The sequence below is a fragment of the Limnobacter sp. MED105 genome, from assembly GCF_000170915.1.
Classification (GTDB): Bacteria; Pseudomonadota; Gammaproteobacteria; order Burkholderiales; family Burkholderiaceae_B; genus Limnobacter.
Window position 1 is genome coordinate 49,183 of sequence record NZ_ABCT01000014.1, and the last position, 18,638, is coordinate 67,820.

The window sequence follows — 18,638 nt, forward strand, 5'->3', positions numbered from 1 at the left end:
GCGTATGGAACGCACTTACTTCCTAGACCTAGACTTGCCCCTGAAGTTGCGATCGACTTATGGATTTCTGATTGATTGGGCGGATTGCTGACCTTGAATATCCAACAGTATCCGTATCAAGGTCTCTTTCTTGAATGGCTTGATGACATGTTCACACATGCCTGCATTCAGAATGTCCATGCGGTCCTGTTCGCTGGCCGACGCAGTCACAGCCACAATCGGCGGCGCAGCATTGCCCAGTTCTTCAAGAATTCTGGCGGTGGCTTCATAGCCGTCCATTTCGGGCATTTGCAGGTCCATCAACACCATGTCGTAACGCTCGGTGACACAGGCCTGCACGGCTTCCTTGCCATTTTCTGCAAGGTGCACCTGCGCACCCCATTTTTTCAGCATTTCCGAGGCCACCATGCGGTTCAGTTTGTGGTCATCCACCACCAGCACGCGCTTGTTCAACATGGGCGGAATGGCAGGCCCGGTGTCCGCAGGGGCTGGCTGGGTTTGCAATTTCAGTGCTTGTTGGTCTTCAGCCCGAATCTGGAACTCGGGTTCAACGCAATTCACCGTGAAATGGAAGGTTGTACCCAAACCTGGCGTACTTTCCACCCAAATTTGACCGCCCATCAGTTCAACCAGATTTTTACAGATCGACAGGCCCAGACCAGCACCGCCATAGCGTCGCGACGAGCTGTCGTCGACTTGGCTGAAAGGCTGGAAGAGGGCGGCGCACTGTTCCTCGTTCATGCCAATACCGGTGTCCTTCACACTGAACTGCAATTGCTTGCCATCGGCCACACTTTGTACCTGCAAATGAATGCGTCCCTTTTCGGTGAATTTCAGCGCATTCGAGAGCAGATTGTTCAAAATTTGTGCCAAGCGAAGTCGGTCACCTTTCAGGCTGACCGGGCAATTTGCGTCTTTGGAGCAATACAACTGAATGGCTTTTTCTTCAGCTCGGTAAGCAAATAAATCAGTAGCCTTGCTCAATACCTGATCAAGCAGAAAACGGCTGTGGCTCAGTTCAAGCTTGTTGGCTTCAACCCTTGAAATATCCAGAATGTCATTCAGCACGTTGAGCAATACATCGGCGGCAGAGCCAATTTTGCTGAGATAGTCACGTTGCCTGGCCTGCAGGTCTGTGTCTTCCAGCAGTTGCAGCAAGCCCATGATCGCATTCATCGGTGTGCGAATTTCATGACTCATATTGGCCAGAAATGCGCCTTTGGCTTTGCTGGCGGCCTCGGCCTGTTGGGTGCGATCGGTCAACACATGGTTGATACGTTCAAGCTCGCGTTGTTGCGCCTTGAAGTCGGTGATGTTGGTAGAAATCGAGAAGAAGCCCTCAACCTTGCCGTACAGCACGTCCGGAATCAGGTGCACCAACATGTCGGCATAGCCACCAGACGGCAGTGGTTTTCTGCGCTCAAAGCGCTGCTTTTCGCCTTTCAGTACACCCAGCACATAGTGGTGGTCGTGAATGAACAGTTCTTCACCCAACACCTTGCGCATGTGTTGCCCGCGCATTTTGTCTGCGGGAATGTTCGACCATTTTTCATGGTTGCGGTTGGCAAAATGACAGCGCAGGTCAGTGCTCCAGTAAGACACCAATCCAGGCAAACATTCCGACAAGGTTCGCAGAAAATGTTCTCTTTCAATCAATGTGGCTTCATTGCGTTTGCGCTCTGAAATGTCCTGGATTTGTGAAATAAAGTAGATCACCCGCCCTTTGTCATTGCGCACAGCCGACACCGAAAGATGAACCCACACCACATGCCCATCTTTGTGTATGTAGCGTTTTTCAAGTTGATAATTGTGGCGGCGCCCTTTGAGTACATCGCGCACCAAATGGGTGTGTTGCATGGTGTCTTGCGGGTGCGTAATCGCATCAAAACTAAAGCCCAGCAGCTCTTCTTCGCTGTATCCCAAAATTTCTGAGAGTGCTTTGTTGACCTGTAAAAACTGACCTTTGAAGTCCAGCATCGCCATACCAATTGCGGCCCATTCAAAGGACGAACGGAAGCGGGCCTCAGCCTCGCGCAGGGCATCTTCAAATTGGCGCTGCACGGTCACATCCACATTCACCCCAATCATTCTGAACGGGATACCTTTGGTGTTTCTGTGGGTTTTTGCACGGGCCTGAATGTGGCGAATGCGCCCGTCGCTCGCCCGGCGAATGTTGAAGTTGAATTGAAAGGTATCCTGGTTTTTCGAGGCCTCTAGCAGCACAGTACCCAGTTTGTTGACATCCTCGGGCACCACATAATGCAACCACTCTTTGTACGACACCAATTCTTGCTCATCCTTGACGCCGTAAATTTTCCGCATGGCGCTGTCCCAGCGAATGAATTTGTCCTGGATGTTGTATTCCCAAACCCCAATACCCGCACTCTCGGTCGCCAGTTGGAAACGTTCGTCATTGAATTGCTGGTCAGCCTTTGCTTTTTCTTTTGCCAACACCTGTTGGGCTTGGTAGGTCATGCTGGCTTTCACCATCAGCACCGCCAGAATACAAAATGCCAGGTAACCCAGAAAAAGGCTGATGGTTTGCTCGCGCCATTGTGCCTTCATGGGGGCGGCATCGGCCCAGGTGATCAGGTACAGAGGAATGGGGGTGTTTAACTGGTCGGAATTGGCCAGCGACAGGCTTGCGAAATAATGGTCTTTGAACAAACCGTGTTCAATTAAATTGCTCGGGGCTTGGGTGTGATCTGTTTGTGTGCGAAACGATTCGAAGTAGGGTAGCTGCTTGCCTAAAATTTTACCGATCTCGGGTTGCACAAGCAGCACTGTGCCGTCTTTAAAGGCAATGCCACTGCGCATGTGGTCGCCCAGTTGAAGCGAAGCCACCTTGCGTTCCAGATACCGGGCATTGAGCCTGCCCTGAATAACACCGAGCATTTCACCCTGCGTGTCTTTGATCTGGTAGTTGATCACCAGTACCAATTGGCCGTTGGTATTGAAAGAGTTTGAAAAAGAAACGAGCCTTTCGTTGTGCAAAAGTCTTGCATTGGGTGTGAAAGTGGCTTGAGTGTTGGTCAAGTCACGGTCCACTCCGGTTTGCCCCACGATGTTGCCGACCGAATCTCGGGCCACGATGTTATCCATGGAGGGCAGCGCACTTTTCAGCAATTCAAGGCGCTTGTGAATGTAGTTGCCGTTGTTGATGTCAATGTTGTCTGCCAGCTGCAGGGTGGCTTCATCAAATGACCGAACAATTGCACTGAACTCGTCGTGCAAAATATCGTGAAGCAATCGAAGCTGGGTTCGTGTGTTTTGTTCAGCCGAGTCATTGATGCGACGCAGGTCAGCAGCGGCCATTGCAAGCAATGCAAGGCCGAGCACGCAGAGCATCGCTCCGGCGAGAATCCATTGATATCGGATTTTGCTAGTAGTCACCTGATACGACCTGTGGCAAGTGGAAAAAATTAAGCTGATTGTTCGGGGCATATCACCCCACAGCTATTTTGTTACAGCCGCCTGCGCATCAATTGGTGGATTAAAGGGGCCTTTCCGCGGTTTATTCCCCTCAAGTTTCAGGTGTTCCAGTAAGACTCAATGCTGTAGCGGTGCTTGAGAAAATCGATCCACAAGCGTACGCGCAAGGGCAAGTGCTTCCTTTGGGGGAATACCGCATAAATTGCATTGGGTGGTGCAATAAAATCATCCAGCACAGTCACAAGGCTGCCACTGCGCAAATATTGTTGTACTTCCCAACGGCTGCGCCAGGCCAGGCCTGCATCGTTCAATACCCAATCGAGAATAGATGAGCCGTCGTTACATGCCAGGTTGCCACTTACCCGGATTGGGGTGGCTTCACCGTTTATGGTGAACAGCCAGCCACTTGGTGCGCCCGAGCTTACCAAATTCAAACAGTTGTGTTTGGCCAGTTCCAGTGGGTGTTGCGGGCTGCCATGCCGTTGAAGGTAGGTGGGGGTCGCAACCACCAGCCGCTGATTGTCAGCCAGTTTCACTCCTACCAGGCTGGAGTCTGGCAAGACACCAATTCTCACTGCGCAGTCGATGTTTTCGTTGAGCAAATCAACAACGCGATCAGACAAATCCAGTGATACCGTGACCTCCGGGTGTTCACGTACAAAATCATGCACCAAGGGGGCCACATGCTGCCTACCAAACCCGCCGGGGGCAGACACTCGCAGGTGGCCACTGGCTTTGATGCCACCCAGGCTTACGCTGGCCTCAGCGTTGGATAGATCGTTCAATATTCGCTGGCAATCCTCGAGGAACGCCGAGCCTTCATAGGTCAGGTTCAAGGTTCGGGTTGTGCGCAGCAAAAGCTTCACCCCGAGTCGCTCTTCCAGTGCATCCAGCCGCCTGCTGATTACGGCCGGTGCTACACCTTCTTCTCTGGCTGCGGCCGAAAGGCTGCCCTTGGTGGCCACTGCGGCAAAGGTGGTGATTTGTTTAAAGTGATCCATGCTTTTGCTTAAAAGGTAAAAATGTCTTCAATTAATTGAAAGAGTACGGTGGTTTTATTCAATAAACTAGAGATTACTTAATTTGTATGCCGAGGTATAAGGAATGGCGACTCCCAAATTGGTACTTTTCGATGCGTATGGCACCTTGTTTGATGTGTATTCCGTCTCAAGCACTGCTGAGCAAATCTTTCCCGGGCAAGGCGCTGCACTTTCAGTGCTTTGGCGTGACAAACAGATTGAATACACACGCCTGCGTGCCATGGCGGGTCGATACAAGCCTTTTTGGGATATCACCATTGATGCTTTGCGCTACGCCTGCGAAGCGCTAAAACTTGACTTGACTGAGGAACGGCAGCGCAGGTTGCTGAATGTGTACTCAAGCCTGGCTGCTTATCCCGAAAACAGGGCGGTGTTGCAGGCGCTGAAGAACCGGGGCATCAAAACTGCAATCCTGTCCAACGGCAATACAGAAATGCTGAACGTGGCTGTGCGTGGGGCGAACTTTCAGGACTTGCTCGATGCCGTGTTGTCGGTCGATTCACTGCAAACCTTCAAAATTCACAGCTCCGTCTATCAAATGGGCTTGAATCATTTTGGTGTTACTGCCGCTGAAACCTTGTTCGTATCCAGCAATTGCTGGGATGCCTGCGGTGCCACCTGGTTTGGTTTGCCAACCCTGTGGGTAAACCGTGCTGGTTTGCCTCTTGAAAGACTGGATGTTAAACCCATGGCCATGGGTCAGAATTTGAATGATGTTTTATCCCTCGTATGAGGGAGTGATTGTCCTGATTTTTGCCAGCTGTTTCGATTCGTGTCACCGTAATAAAAAAACACTGTCAGTCCTTGTCTTGAATTCAAGAAAAGGAAGTAGTAATGGCTGGCCCCCCACCCTTGGTCTCAACCGGTTTAAGCGCTGTTGCGCCTGCTGAATTACTGTACTCGCCCGATAAAGACGATTTCTCCTTGCAAAACTGCCGGGCTCACGTCATTCGGAAAGCCAACTACAAATCGCCGGGCAATGGGCAACTGGTGTGCAAGGGTCGACAATCCAGGCTCCGGGCCTGGGTTGAAGGCAACAACGCGGATGCCCGCTATCATCGAGCTGCCTATGAAAGTAGCCAGCGAATTTCTTCAGCAATTGTCTCGCAGCGGTACAAAAGTGAGCTCGAAGGCAAGCCAGTGGATATCTCCGGTAGCGAGTTGATCAAAGCGCGTTTTTATCGACAAGACAATTTGCGGTTTAACCCGCAGTTGAGCCATCCCAGGTTTGGTTTGTCCAAGCAGGATCAACATGCAGTCAAACTCTCCCGTTGGGCCCACTACGCCAACGGTGTCACCGAGTTGGGCGCAGCACCCACCGGGTTGTTGCTCAAAGTCAGCAAAATATGGTTCACGCCAAAGCACGATGACAAAGCATTCACAAGCCAATTGCGTGTTCTGGCTGCCTTGCCTGTGGTTGCCGGCGTAGTGGCATTGTTCTCCCGTGGGGTGTTTGGCGAGGGTTTGGGCAGGGCGTTCAACAATGTGAAACAAGCCCTACAAACCGATTTGCGGGCGCTGGCCTGCAGCTTCAGCGCCATATCCGCAGTGTCTGCTCTGGTTTCGCTGGCTCTCGGGGCTGGCAGTTGCATGACAGGCTCCAAGTTGCGCTTGAGCAGTGCGGTCACAGGCCTTATACAGTTCAACAAAGACAAGCATTTGCACCGCATTTATGTGTTGTTGAACGATGTGAAAGACAAACCCGATGCAGTCTCCTTGCTCGCAAGGGCTTTGTGTCAAAAAATTGGCCGTCACTATTGCATGGCAGAAGGGGTTCCAATTCTTCTCAATCGTTTGTTAGGCAATGTTCATGCTGGCCCAAGCGAAATAGAAATCAAGCAAGCCATTGAAAGGACGATCGGGTCTTACCTTACGGAGTTCAGCCCCACCGGCAGCACGAAGGGACGCTTTCTGGACCCCAGGGCTGACAAGTCTGAATTATTGGCCCGCGAGAATCACCTTCTTGCTTTGACCAATCTGGTTGAGCATTCTGCCGTGCATGCAGATCCGCACGAGAACTATATGGATATGCGCCACCACATTGAAAATGGAGCGGAAGGTTTGCGACAGAGTGTTTTGGAGGGCTCGGGCAGTTTACTTAGTGTGCTCGGTTTCGCCCGCAGGGAGAAAAAGGATATGTCCGCCGGGCAAAAGCAAGCGGCGACAAGTTTGCGCTACGGTGCGGAGAACATGTTGAACCAGGCCCATCAATATGGGCCCGTGACCCGAGGTTTGGCGAAGTGCTCAGAGGGCTTGCGGGTATTTAATCATGGGGTCCTGTTGTCTTTGAACTATCAGCTAACCCGCCCAATCGCAAAGTTGGCGGGGTATATCACCGAGATGGCGTTAAAAAGGCCCAATTCCCGGGTAACAAGCTTCAGCATTGGTAGGGCCGTTGCCAGTTCTATTTGGGCGGCCGTGGACGCATTTCTGATATTGTCGCTCGCTTCTGGCAACGGCATTGCCTTTGGCGGGCCCGAGGCTGCGACCAAGGTCAAATTTCCGCTGAACATACCATTTGGGTCGATCAGCCTGGGAATTTCCATCATCAGCACCGCGGCGCAAATGCTTCTGGTGGCCATACCGGCTGCAATTTTGATGGGGGCAGCGAAGGTTGCATGCTCTATTGAAGGGTGGAATGGGAATGTGGCGCGACCACTGGAATTGACCGGCAGCCGCCGAAGGCCTTTGGCCTGGGCTTGAAACAACAGGCGTAAAAAAAGCCGCCCTAGGGCGGCTTCTTCACGTAGACGCGAGTATTACAGCGCTGTTACGTTTTCAGCTTGTGGGCCTTTCTGACCTTGAGTCACAGTGAAAGACACTTTCTGGCCTTCAGCCAAGGTTTTGAAGCCGTTGCCCTGAATGGCGCTGAAGTGTACGAACACGTCAGGACCGTTTTCACGGGAAATGAAGCCAAAGCCTTTGGATTCGTTGAAAAATTTAACTTGACCGGTTACGGTATCAGACATAGCAATATCCTGGATTTCTGAATTGAACAAAATAGCTAAAAAACTGGGTGAAATTCGAGAAACAGAACTATTGCTTAAGCGGTTTGCCTGAATTGAACTGACCTGAAGTAGCGCCAAATTTTTTTTGCTGAAGTCAGTTTAGGCTTTTCCTGAGGCTTGTCAAGCAACATTTTCAGTTCGGTCACCTTTTCTTCATATTTCTTTTATAGCTCTGTCACATGCAGTCCGTACATTTCGTGTCATCGAAATGACAAATGGACCCTTGGATGGAAGCGATCAAGCACGATGTCACCAAGCAAGATGCCTTGAGAAATGCCTTGTACCTAAGCACTCCCGCGCGTGCGCAGGCCCCGTCACTGGAGGTTTGCCTGGCAAAAACGGCCGCTGAAGTACTGGAGGCCCAAAAATTACGTTTCAATATTTTTTCTGAAGAATATGGTGCAGATCTGGGTAGTAACGGGATTGATCATGATGTGTTTGATGCCTACTGTGATCACCTTCTTGTAAGAAACAGTCAAACCGGCGAAGTCGTGGGTACCTACCGCATTCTCGCGCCAGAAAACGCAGCGCGCCTGAAATGCTGGTACTCGGAAACCGAGTTTTTCATGAACCGCATTGAACGGCTTCGCAAAACAACGGTGGAAGTAGGCCGGTCTTGCGTACACCCGGATTACCGCAACGGTGCAGCCATCATGTTGCTGTGGAGTGGCATTGCGCAATATATGAAACTTGGAGGCTACAAGCACCTGATCGGTTGCGCCAGCGTAAGCCTGCGGGATGGTGGCCACCAAGCGGCCAGCCTGTTCAAGCAGTTAGAGCCGCACTTGGCTGAAGCAAGCTGCCAGGTTTTTCCCAAGAACCGTCTGCCGGTCGAGCGCCTGCGTTGCGATGTGGAAATTGAGCCGCCACCTTTGGTGAAAGGCTATTTGCGGCTTGGTGCCGTGGTGTGTGGAGAACCTGCATGGGACCCCGATTTCAACACCGCTGACTTCATGATGCTGTTGTCAATTGACCGCATGAGCCCGCGCTACGCAAGGCACTTTGGCTTTATCTAATCTGCACCTTTGTGCAGGGCCCGGCTCAACGCCGGGTCAGTAGCTCCAGCTCAAGCCCTATTCTTTGCCACTGCTCAACCTCAGTTTCAAGGCTGTACTGCGTCAGTGGGTGGGTTATAAGCCAGTTTTTGGGCACACTGAGTTGAATGCCTTGTTCAAGCAATTTCACCTTGAGTTCTGGCAAAGCTTCCACTTCCCTTCGGCGTAAAAACAACGCAGCCAAGCGTAAGCACATAGGCGCCGCCCAGTGAACTGCAGTGTTGGCAATGTCGCTGACCTTGCCCAGTTTTCCGTTGTGCGCCAATACCCAGGTTGAAAGCAGTTGTTGTTCCCGCTTCGAGAACCCGGGCATGTCGGCATTGCTGAGAATGTATGCCGCATGTTTGTGATGGCCATTGTGACCAATTGACAAGCCTATTTCGTGCAACATGGCTGCCCAATGCAACATGGGTAGCTGTTCTTTTAACTCGGGCAATTGCTTCATCAGTTGTTTGAACAATAACTCAGCCAGTACTTTGACTTTGCCCGCATGTTTGCTGTCAATCTTGTAACGGTGCAGAAACTGGGCTACCGTAATTTCGCGCATGTCTTCGTTGTGCTGACGGCCTAGCATGTCGTAGAGCAAACCTTGGCGCAGTGCGCCATCGGTCACGTCCATGTGCTCAATTTCAAGCTCTTCAAATACGGCACTCATCACCGCAAGACCACCTGGCATCATGGGCAGGCGGTCTACTTTCAATCCATCCAGCGTAATGTTGTCAAGGTGCCCAGCGGCAGTGACGTGTTCGCGGATGAGTCGTAATCCCTCGGCAGACATACCATGTTGGGTGAAGCCATTGGAAACGCAAATTTCGGCCAGGGCCCTCGCCGTGCCTGAGGAGCCGATGGCATGGGTCCAGCCCATGTCCAGCATTTGGCGGCGCAGCACAGCCACTTCCTTGCGAGCTGCCATGACCGCGTTTTTCATGGCACGGGGGCTGATGCTGCCGTCAGCAAAGTATTGTTGGGCTGTGCTCACACAGCCAATGTACAAACTCTCCATGGCTTCGGGTTCGTAGTCTTCACCAATGATGAATTCTGTAGAGCCGCCACCAATGTCGACCACCAGGCGTTTGCCCTGACCAATGGGCAACTGGTGGGCCACGCCGCAGTACACGAGGCGGGCTTCTTCTACGCCTGAAATAACATCAATCGGGAAGCCCAGCGCTGCTTCAGCTTTGGTGATGAATTCCACAGCGTTGCGAGCAACGCGCACCGCGTTGGTGGCCACAGCACGCACTTCACCGGGTTTAAAAGAACGCAGGCGTTCGCCAAAACGGCTCAGTGCACCCAAGGCGCGCTCTTGGGAGGCATCGTCAAGGTGTTTCTGGGCGTTTAGGCCTGCACCCAAACGAACGGGTTCGCGCAGGGTGTCGATGATGTAAATTTGAGATTGACCGTTGAGTTCTTCTACCCGGGCAACAATCATGCGAAAGCTGCTTGAACCCATGTCTACGGCGGCAATCAACTGACGTTGCTTGGACATTGTTTGTTCTGTGTTTCAGGTCAGGCGCTAGGATGCCACAAATGCAGCACACTGGCTTTGTTTGTAGCCATTTGACCACTTTCAAATGTTTGTCACAATTTTGAAATACCATCAAGGGTAACGCATCCACACTTGGAGTATTGCTTGAAAGTAGCCGCTGTCTCTGACGTAGCACCCAACAAAGAATTGTTTCTAAACCGCGAGTTGGGCGTTTTGGCCTTCAACCGCCGGGTTTTGGCCATGGCAGAAGACCAAAGCGTGCCATTGCTGGAGCGTTTGAAGTATCTGTGTATCGTGTCTAGCAATATGGACGAATTTTTTGAAATTCGGGTGTCAGGGTTGCAGGAGCAAATCCGGCAGAACCCGGAATTCAAAGACAAAGACGGCTTGAGCGCCCTGGAAACCTTGCACAAGGTGTCAGTGGCCTCGCAAGAAATTGTGGAGCAGCAATACCGTTTGCTCAATGAATCGGTGTTGCCTGCCATGCGGGATGAGGGCATCGCCCTGATGACCCTGGCCACATGGAATGAAGAGCAGGCGCATTGGGCGCGTCAGTATTTCAGGCACGAAGTATTGCCGGTATTAACCCCGATTGGGTTGGACCCGGCGCACCCGTTTCCACGCGTGTTGAACAAGTCGCTGAACTTTGCTGTTGAATTGACTGGCCATGACGCTTTTGGGCGTGCATCGAATGTGGCGATTGTGCAGGCACCAAGAGCGCTGCCACGGCTTATACGAATGCCTTCTAATTTGTCGGGCTACGAGCATGGCTTTGTGATGCTGACGTCTATATTGCAGGCCTTCATTCCAGAATTGTTCCCAGGCATGGAAGTGCATGGCGTGTATCAGTTTCGTGTTACCCGCAACAGCGACCTGTATGTGGATGAAGAAGAAATTACCAACTTGCGCGTGGCTTTGCAGGGCGAATTGTCGCAACGACACTTCGGGGATGCGGTGCGCCTTGAGGTAAGCGATCAAACCTCGCCCGACATGACCGCCCGTTTGTTGAAAGAGTTTGGGCTGCCTGAACAGGCGTTGTACCGTGTCAATGGCCCAGTGAATCTGGTTCGTCTGATGCAGTTGCCCGACTGGGTGGATCGCCCTGACTTGAAGTTTGCGCCGTTCGCCCCGGGTCGTCCCGATGCGCTGGTGAAACAGCCCGACATTTTCAAGGCCATTCAGAAGGGGGATGTGCTGCTGCACCACCCCTACCAAAGTTTCAGCCCAGTGCTGGAGTTTATTAAGAAGGCGGCGACCGATCCCGATGTAGTTGCGATCAAGCAAACCATTTACCGCACGGGTACCGAATCGGTGCTGATGGACAGTCTGTTGGCGGCGGCGCGAAGCGGCAAGGAAGTGACAGTGGTGCTGGAATTAATGGCCCGTTTTGATGAAGAGGCCAATATCAACTGGGCCTCGAAACTGGAGCGGGTAGGCGCACACGTTGTATACGGCGTGGTTGGCCAAAAAACCCATGCAAAAATGCTGATGGTGGTTCGCCGTGAAAAAACCGAAACAGGCAAGGTGGTTTTGCGCCGCTATGTGCACTTGGGTACTGGAAATTACCACCCAAAAACCGCACGCCTGTACACCGACTTCGGTCTGTTTTCTTGCGATGAATCGCTGGGCCATGACGTGCATGAAGTGTTTAATCACCTGACGGGACTGGGCCGTGCTCGCAAACTGAACAAAATATGGAATTCACCGTTCAATCTGCACAGCAACGTAGTGATCGCAGTGCGCAAGGAAGCTGAATTGGCCAAGGCCGGGAAGAAGTGCAGGATCATGGCGCGCATGAATGCCCTGCTGGAGCCACACCTGATCAACGAGCTGTATGAAGCTTCGCAGGCTGGAGTAAAGATTGACCTGATTGTTAGGGGTGTGTGTGCATTGCGCCCGGGCGTTCCGGGCTTGAGCGACAACATCACCGTGAGGTCGGTGGTAGGCCGCTTGCTCGAGCACAGCCGGGTGTTCTATTTCAGCAACGATGGTGAGGAGGAGGTGTACATTTCCAGCGCAGACTGGATGGACAGAAATTTCTTCCGGCGTGTTGAGCTGGCTGTACCCGTTACGGACAAAAAACTGAAGAAGCGGGTAATTGACGAAGGTTTAAAAGCGTTGCTTGCAGACAATATTCTGGCGTGGGTGATGGATTCTCAGGGCAATTACACCCGTAAGAAACCCACCGGGGCTCGCCGCATGAATTCGCAAAACTATTTGTTGAGCACTTTGGCAGCCAGTTTCACTGATCACAGCGAACCGAGCAACCCAGCAACACCGGTTTGATCGGTTTTAACGTCGCCGTACTTCAAACACACCGTTGATTTCCAGCAAGTGAGTGAGCGCCCCTCGTAGCTGCTCACCACTGCTGACTTCAGCGGTGAATTGCATTTTGGCCACTCCGCGTTGGGTTTCTGTTTGTACGCCAATCACGTTGATTTTGTCTTTTGAAAACACCTCGGTGATGTCGCGCAGCAAACCCTGCCTGTCGTTTGCGGTCACTGCAATGTCCACGGGATAGTGCAATCCCGAGGATTCTCCCCAGGTTGTTTCGATCAAGCGTTCGGGCTGCCGGCGCATTACTTCAGCCAAATTGGAACAGCCTAGCCGGTGAATGGATACGCCTTTGCCGCGGGTGACAAAACCAATGATGGGGTCGGGTGGTGCAGGGCGACAGCACCGTGCCAGATTGGTCATCAGTGTGCTGACACCCACCACCAGTACGCCTGATTCTTTGCCAGCCGTTTGGCCGGACGATCCTGGTTTGCGTTTGTTGAGTATTTCAACCTGTTCTTCATCAGACAGGGGACCTGTAGGTTGCAGGTCGGCGCGCAATGCGTTTTCAATGGCGCGCGGCCGTATTTCCTCTCGGGCCAAGGCCACATACAAATCATCGGGTTTTTCGTACCCCAACTTCTGGGCTAGCAGTTCCAGGTTTTGTGCGGTTTGCCCAATCCGTTGCAGTTCGCGCTCGGCAATCGCACGGCCGCGTTCAAGCGTTTCTTTGCGTTCTTGCTGTGCAAACCACTGCTTTACTTTTTGACGAGCGCGGTGGCTGATCAGGTACTTTTGCGTGGGGTTTAGCCAGTCGCGCGAGGGGCCTGTGGCAGCATCGCCCCGAGCACTCACAATTTCAACAGTTTGGCCATTGTCCAAGGGTGTATTCAGTTGCACCATTTGCCCGTTTACCTTGGCGCCACGGCACCGGTGACCTAGCTCGGTGTGCACGTGGTAAGCGAAATCAAGTGGGGTGCTGCCCGTAGGCAATTCAACCACTTTGGCCTGCGGCGTGAACACGTAGACCCGGTCGTTCAGCGCGCTGGTTTTCATTTCTTGCGCCCAGTCGCTGGCTTCACCCATGGTGTCGGTGACGTCTTTTTGCCAGGCCAATAGCTGGCGCAACAGGGCAATGCGCTCTTCAAACTGGCCTTCAGCGCGGCTCTCGCCGGTGTAGCCGTCTTTGCCCGATTCTTTGTAGCGCCAGTGCGCCGCCACACCATATTCAGCAAACTGGTGCATGGCTTCCGTGCGAATTTGCACTTCCAGCGTTTTGCCTGTTTCGTCCTGCACCACGGTGTGCAGGCTTTGGTAGCCATTCGGTTTGGGTTTGCTGATGTAGTCGTCGAATTCTTCGGAAATGGGGGTCCACAAATTGTGGACAATGCCCAATGCGGTGTAGCAGTCGTCGACTGTGTCTACAATCACACGGCATGCGCGCACGTCGTACAGCTTGTCGAAGCTGATGCCCTTGCCGCGCATCTTGTTCCAGATGCTGTAAATGTGTTTTGGGCGTCCGCTGATTTCGCAATGAATACCCGCCAGCAACAGGTTCTCTTTGATGCTGGCCATGGCCGATTCAATAAAAGCTTCACGTTCGACGCGCTTTTCATCGAGCATTTTGGCCACGTTCTTGTACGTGTTGGGTTGCAAAATGCGAAAAGACAAATCCTCGAGTTCCCACTTCAGTTGCCACAAACCCAAGCGGTTGGCCAAGGGGGCATACAGATCAAGGGTTTCTTGCGCGTGCGATACGGCATAAGGCCACAAGGAGCCTTTCTCGTTCTTGATGTCCTCGTGGCTGGTAAAGTGCCGCAAGGTTTGCAGGCGAGAGCACAAACGAATCATGATGACTCGAATGTCGGTGGACATGGCCAGCAACATTTTGCGCAGGGTTTCAATTTGGTCTGCCCACCGCAGGGTTTCAATGGTGGTACGAGTGGCGCTTGGCCCTACCATGGAACGCATTTTGAAAAGCTTGCGCAGGCTGGCCAGCATGCGGCCTACCTCATCACCAAACTTTTTCTCCATTTGGCTTTCAAGGTGCTTGTCAAAAAACACCAGTGGCCCCAGGGCACCTGCGATGCGGGTGTTGGCATCGGCGCGCAACTCCGCCAACAGGTCTGCCACGGCCAACATATGTTGAATGGCGGGCTCTTGCGTATCCAGAATGTGGTCTGCCGCGTGCAGCCGCGCATAGTTCAGGGCTTCTTCAACACGGGCGGCATCAAATTTGTTTAACAACACCAGGGCAGGCGCAGAAGCGCCGCCTTTTTTCTCAGAGCCCAGTGTTGATGAAACTGAAACCATGTGTGTTTGGGTGGATTCGTTAAGATCAGTTTAAAACAAAAAATCGCGAACAATATTAATTTGCTCGTTCTGCATGAAAGTAGGGGCATGGCCAACGCCGTGCACCTCGATAACGCGTGGCCTGGGGCCACGTTGACTCATTTCCGCCACTGTTTGTTTTGATAGAAGGTCGGAGTGTTCTCCGCGCACGACCAGTGTGTCGGCTTGGATGGCGTCAAATGCCGCCCAAAGCGCGGTTTCATGCAGCAAGGTGGTGGATTCTGACAGGTTTTGAAACGCTTGGCCGATGGCCGGGTCGTAGTGTAGATGCCAATGTCCGTTTTTTTCAATCAGCACCGAGTCGCACAATTCGTTCCATTGGGGTTCTGTATGAGGACCAAAAGGTTGGGATATCGTACGAATGTAGTGTCGCGCTTCTTGAAGCGTTTGAAATTGAACGGGTTTGCCGACGTAGTCGCCAATCCGTTGCAACGCGCCAAAGTTCAGGCTTGGGCCCACATCGTTCAGTATCAGTTTTCGAATTGGATTGTTGGGCAGGCTTGCGTAACCCATGCCGATCAACCCCCCCATGGAAGTGCCAAACCAATCCAGTGTGCCTGCGTTCAAGCGGGCGACCAAGGCCACGCAGGCACTTACGTAGGTGGGTACACCATACAGCGTAGGGTCGGGCAGCCAATCCGATCTTCCGCGGCCAGGCATGTCGGCTGCAACTACGCGCAGGTTTTTTCCAAGAGCTTGGGCCATGGTTTCAAAGTCGGCACTGCTGCGGGTCAGTCCATGCACACACAACAACACATGTGGGTTGTCGGGGTCGCCCCATTCGCGGTAGGCTAATTTGTGCAAACCATGTGGGCTCAACCATTGCACAGTGTGCAAGCGCGCTGTCAGCATTGTTCAATACCCTCCTTGTCATTGTTGTTGTCTTCAGTATTTCAGAGTTTATTCATTAGAAGAGGTTCATCCGTGGATTTTAAGAACATGAATGCATTGGTCACCGGCTCAACCAGTGGTATCGGTTTGGGTATTGCCCAACGGTTGGCTGCCAAGGGTGTGAATGTGATGCTCAATGGCTTTGGTACGCCCGAGCAAATTGAATCAGCCAAACAAAGCATTGCTGCCCACGGTGTGAAAGTGGGTTACCACGGCGCTGATTTAAGCAAAGTGGCCGAAGTAGAAGACCTGGTCAAGAGCACTGAGCAGTTGTTTGGCCAAGTGGATGTATTGGTGAACAACGCCGGTATTCAGCATGTGTCTCCCGTGGAAAGTTTTGATCCTGCCAAGTGGGATGCCGTCATCGCGATTAATTTGAGTGCTGCATTTCACACCACTCGTTTGGTACTGCCCGGCATGCAAGCACGCAATTGGGGGCGTATTGTGAACATTGCGTCTGCGCATGGTTTGGTGGCCTCGGCCAACAAGTCGGCGTATGTAGCGGCCAAACACGGGATTGTCGGGTTGACCAAGGTAGTTGCTTTGGAAAATGCAAAGACAGGCGTTACCTGTAACGCGGTTTGCCCTGGCTGGGTGCTTACACCCTTGGTGCAGGCGCAGGTTGATGCACGTGCGGTGCGGGAAGGCGTCTCTGTTGAAGAGGCGAAAGTAGGATTGCTGAGTGAAAAACAACCTTCGCAAGAGTTTGTGACACCTGAACAGTTGGGCGGCTTGGTGGTGTTTTTATGTTCCGACGATGCGCAGGAAGTGCGGGGCGCGGCGTGGAATATGGACGGCGGATGGGTGGCGCAGTAAGCGCTGCGTTTTTTGCTAACTCGGCACGGGTTGCCTGTCTCGCACAGAAAACCGCTTGACCCCTTGTTGAATTGATTCTTGCTCACCGAGCTCGGCAAAAGTGCGGGCCGAGTCTCGGTGTCGGCATGAAGCCGACCGCTGCGAATCCACTCAAACGAGGCGGTTTTATTGAAGTGCGCCCCAAGCAATCCGACTGCCGAGTTGGCTTAAACCGGCGCTCGCGAATCTCCACCAGCGTGCAGCTCACCGCGGGTTTCAAAGCCCAATCGGCGGTGGTGTTTCGATCGCCTCGCCTTCAAGAAAACCTGCCCTTGCGTGCCGAGCAAGGCCGGTGTTGCCCAGCATGGGCGACAGAGAACGGACCCGACCCGCAGTTTAGGAGGGTCGTTCTCAGGCATCGCAAGGCTCAGCAAGAGATAAACAGGTTTTCTGGCGAGAGATTGAAACCCAAGCCGAGTGGGAGATGAAGAAGCTCCGAGAGATCGGAACCCAAGCCAATTGGGCTATAAAACCAGCAGGTGATCTAATCAACCCGCTCAATCATCACTTGCACATCAAGGCTTTCTTGCCCGCCTCCAGTGCGAACGCCGCGAATGGGTGATGCACCCGTGAAGTCTTTGGCCACTGCCAGGCGGCAGTGATTGCCCTGCACCAAGGCTTTGTGGGTGGCGTCTACCCCCAGCCACTGCTGGCGATTCTCATCGAACACTTCAACCCACGCATGGCTATCGTGTTGCTCCACATTGGGATTGAAAAAGTAACCACTGACATATCGCGCTGGAATACGGTGCGCTCGCAGGCATGCCAACATCACATGCGAATGGTCCTGGCAAACGCCTTGTCCATTTTCAAAGGCCTGCAGTGCCGAGTCCGCCACGGTCGTGCTGCCTTTGGTGTACACAACCCTGTCGGCGACGGCATGGGCAAGGGTCAATATTCGATGGGCAAACGGAATGTGGGTGTCGGCGACGAAACTGGCAAAGTCACACATTTCATCGCTGAATTGAGTGAGTGGCGTGGTGGGCGTGTACACCAATGGATTCAGCGAAAATTTCGGCGGTGGTATGTAGCCATCGCTCAGTGAATCAATTTCGACATGTCCGAGAGATAGCACACTGAGTTCCCGGTGCTGCTGATTCACCGAAAATGTATGCACCTCGTTGCCATGATGATCGCGGGCACGGTGGTGTTTGGCTGGCGTTTTTATTTTCCAGTCAAGAATGCGTTGTTTGTTGTCCTGTTGCGGGGTAAGGCGCACGTGCTGAATGCTGTACAGCACGGGCCAGGTGTAGCGGTAGGTGGTGTGGTGTTGAATACGCAGTTTCATGCCTCAAGTGGCACCAGGAAATCTTTGCTGATCCGGTTGCCCAAATCATTGACACGTTCAAGAAAGTTGGTGAGGTAGGCATGCAAGCCCATTTGCAGAATGTCGTCGATTTGGCTGTACAAAAGTTCAGCGCGCAGCTTGCCTGCCCTGCGTTCAGTGTTGGCCGAGTAATCGTTTCGAATCATTTCAAGGTTGGCGCACACCTCATTCAACGAAGCCAGTAGCGAGCGTGGCATGTCATCACGCAGTATCAGCAACTCTGCAACACGATCTGGGGTAATCACATCCCTGTATACCTTCCGGTAAGTTTCAAACGCGGACACTGAACGCAAAATGGCAGCCCAGTGGTAATAATCCGCGTGGGGATCTGCTGTGCTCAAATTGGCCAGTGGACTGAAAGGCATGCTGTGAAACTTCACATCCAGCAGTCGCGCAGTGTTGTCGGCACGTTCCAGAAATGTGCCCAATCGAATAAAGCGGAAGGCATCGTCTTTTAGCATGGTGCCAATGGTGACACCGCGCGACAAATGACTGCGAAACTTCACCCATTCAAAAAACTCAGACGGGTCGCGTTCAACCGTGCCGTCGGCCAACACTTTTTTCAGTTCAAGCCATGTGGTGTTGTTGGTTTCCCAAACTTCGGTGGTCAGTGCGCCACGCACGGCACGCGCATTCTCGCGGGCACCTTGAAGACAGCAGTAAATACTCGATGGGTTGCTGGGGTCTTTTACCATGAAGTCAATCACGGCCTCCGCGCTGACTTCGTCATGTCTCTGGGCAAATGCCTCGGTTAGTTCACAAATCGACAGCATGGCGCGCCAGCCTTGTTCTGCGTTCTCCGGGTCTTGGGGAAGCAGGGCAGTTTGTACATTTACATCAAGCATGCGGGCGGTGTTCTCCGCGCGTTCAATGTAACGGGCCATCCAGAACAAATGGTCAGCAGTTCTACTCAGCATC

Annotated in this window: 13 protein-coding genes; 5 read left to right on the forward strand and 8 right to left on the reverse strand. The window is 52.7% G+C overall.

Annotated features, from left to right (window positions below):
• Positions 1-57 precede the first annotated feature (57 nt).
• Positions 58-3,315 (reverse strand): PAS domain S-box protein, encoded by a 3,258-nt coding sequence (locus LMED105_RS16465; protein ID WP_008251845.1) that lies wholly within the window; start codon positions 3,313-3,315, stop codon positions 58-60.
• A 215-nt stretch (positions 3,316-3,530) separates the two neighbouring features.
• Positions 3,531-4,433, reverse strand: a complete 903-nt coding sequence (locus tag LMED105_RS12430) for a LysR family transcriptional regulator (protein ID WP_008251846.1) — start codon at positions 4,431-4,433, stop codon at positions 3,531-3,533.
• Positions 4,434-4,536: 103 nt separating this feature from the next.
• Between LMED105_RS12430 and LMED105_RS12435 the strand changes: the two genes are divergently transcribed.
• Positions 4,537-5,205, forward strand: a complete 669-nt coding sequence (locus LMED105_RS12435; RefSeq protein WP_008251847.1) for a haloacid dehalogenase type II — start codon at positions 4,537-4,539, stop codon at positions 5,203-5,205.
• 101 nt (positions 5,206-5,306) lie between these two features.
• Positions 5,307-7,175 carry a hypothetical protein gene (locus tag LMED105_RS12440; protein WP_008251848.1) on the forward strand — a complete coding sequence of 623 codons (1,869 nt, stop codon included), beginning with the start codon at positions 5,307-5,309 and terminating at the stop codon, positions 7,173-7,175.
• Positions 7,176-7,231: 56 nt separating this feature from the next.
• Here LMED105_RS12440 and LMED105_RS12445 read toward each other — a convergent pair whose 3' ends face one another.
• A complete protein-coding gene (locus tag LMED105_RS12445) occupies positions 7,232-7,441 on the reverse strand; it encodes a cold-shock protein (protein ID WP_008251850.1) in 210 nt (69 codons plus the stop codon).
• Between the two features lie 254 nt (positions 7,442-7,695).
• Here LMED105_RS12445 and LMED105_RS12450 point away from each other — a divergent pair, with 254 nt between their 5' ends.
• The gene (locus LMED105_RS12450; protein ID WP_008251854.1) at positions 7,696-8,496 is read left to right on the forward strand and encodes a GNAT family N-acetyltransferase; all 801 of its coding nucleotides are present in this window, start codon (positions 7,696-7,698) and stop codon (positions 8,494-8,496) included.
• A 25-nt stretch (positions 8,497-8,521) separates the two neighbouring features.
• Here the strand turns inward: LMED105_RS12450 and ppx are convergent, their stop codons facing one another.
• Positions 8,522-10,021 carry an exopolyphosphatase gene (gene ppx / locus LMED105_RS12455; RefSeq protein WP_008251855.1) on the reverse strand — a complete coding sequence of 500 codons (1,500 nt, stop codon included), beginning with the start codon at positions 10,019-10,021 and terminating at the stop codon, positions 8,522-8,524.
• A gap of 144 nt (positions 10,022-10,165) precedes the next feature.
• Between ppx and ppk1 the strand changes: the two genes are divergently transcribed.
• Positions 10,166-12,307 carry a polyphosphate kinase 1 gene (gene ppk1 / locus LMED105_RS12460; protein WP_008251857.1) on the forward strand — a complete coding sequence of 714 codons (2,142 nt, stop codon included), beginning with the start codon at positions 10,166-10,168 and terminating at the stop codon, positions 12,305-12,307.
• A 6-nt stretch (positions 12,308-12,313) separates the two neighbouring features.
• Here the strand turns inward: ppk1 and LMED105_RS12465 are convergent, their stop codons facing one another.
• Entirely contained in the window at positions 12,314-14,608 is a 2,295-nt protein-coding gene (locus LMED105_RS12465; RefSeq protein ID WP_008251859.1) for a bifunctional (p)ppGpp synthetase/guanosine-3',5'-bis(diphosphate) 3'-pyrophosphohydrolase, read from the reverse strand.
• 30 nt (positions 14,609-14,638) lie between these two features.
• On the reverse strand, positions 14,639-15,499 hold the full coding sequence (locus LMED105_RS12470; protein ID WP_008251867.1) for an alpha/beta fold hydrolase: 861 nt from the start codon (positions 15,497-15,499) through the stop codon (positions 14,639-14,641).
• Between the two features lie 87 nt (positions 15,500-15,586).
• Here LMED105_RS12470 and LMED105_RS12475 point away from each other — a divergent pair, with 87 nt between their 5' ends.
• The gene (locus LMED105_RS12475) at positions 15,587-16,354 is read left to right on the forward strand and encodes a 3-hydroxybutyrate dehydrogenase (protein WP_008251869.1); all 768 of its coding nucleotides are present in this window, start codon (positions 15,587-15,589) and stop codon (positions 16,352-16,354) included.
• A gap of 523 nt (positions 16,355-16,877) precedes the next feature.
• Here LMED105_RS12475 and LMED105_RS12480 read toward each other — a convergent pair.
• Both LMED105_RS12480 and LMED105_RS12485 read right to left on the reverse strand, forming a co-directional pair.
• Positions 16,878-17,681: a transglutaminase family protein gene (locus LMED105_RS12480; RefSeq protein ID WP_008251870.1), complete on the reverse strand. Its 804-nt coding sequence runs from the start codon at positions 17,679-17,681 to the stop codon at positions 16,878-16,880.
• Positions 17,678-18,637: an alpha-E domain-containing protein gene (locus LMED105_RS12485; RefSeq protein WP_040513408.1), complete on the reverse strand. Its 960-nt coding sequence runs from the start codon at positions 18,635-18,637 to the stop codon at positions 17,678-17,680. The genes LMED105_RS12480 and LMED105_RS12485 overlap by 4 nt, the downstream gene beginning before the upstream one ends.
• Between the last annotated feature and the right edge of the window lies 1 nt (position 18,638).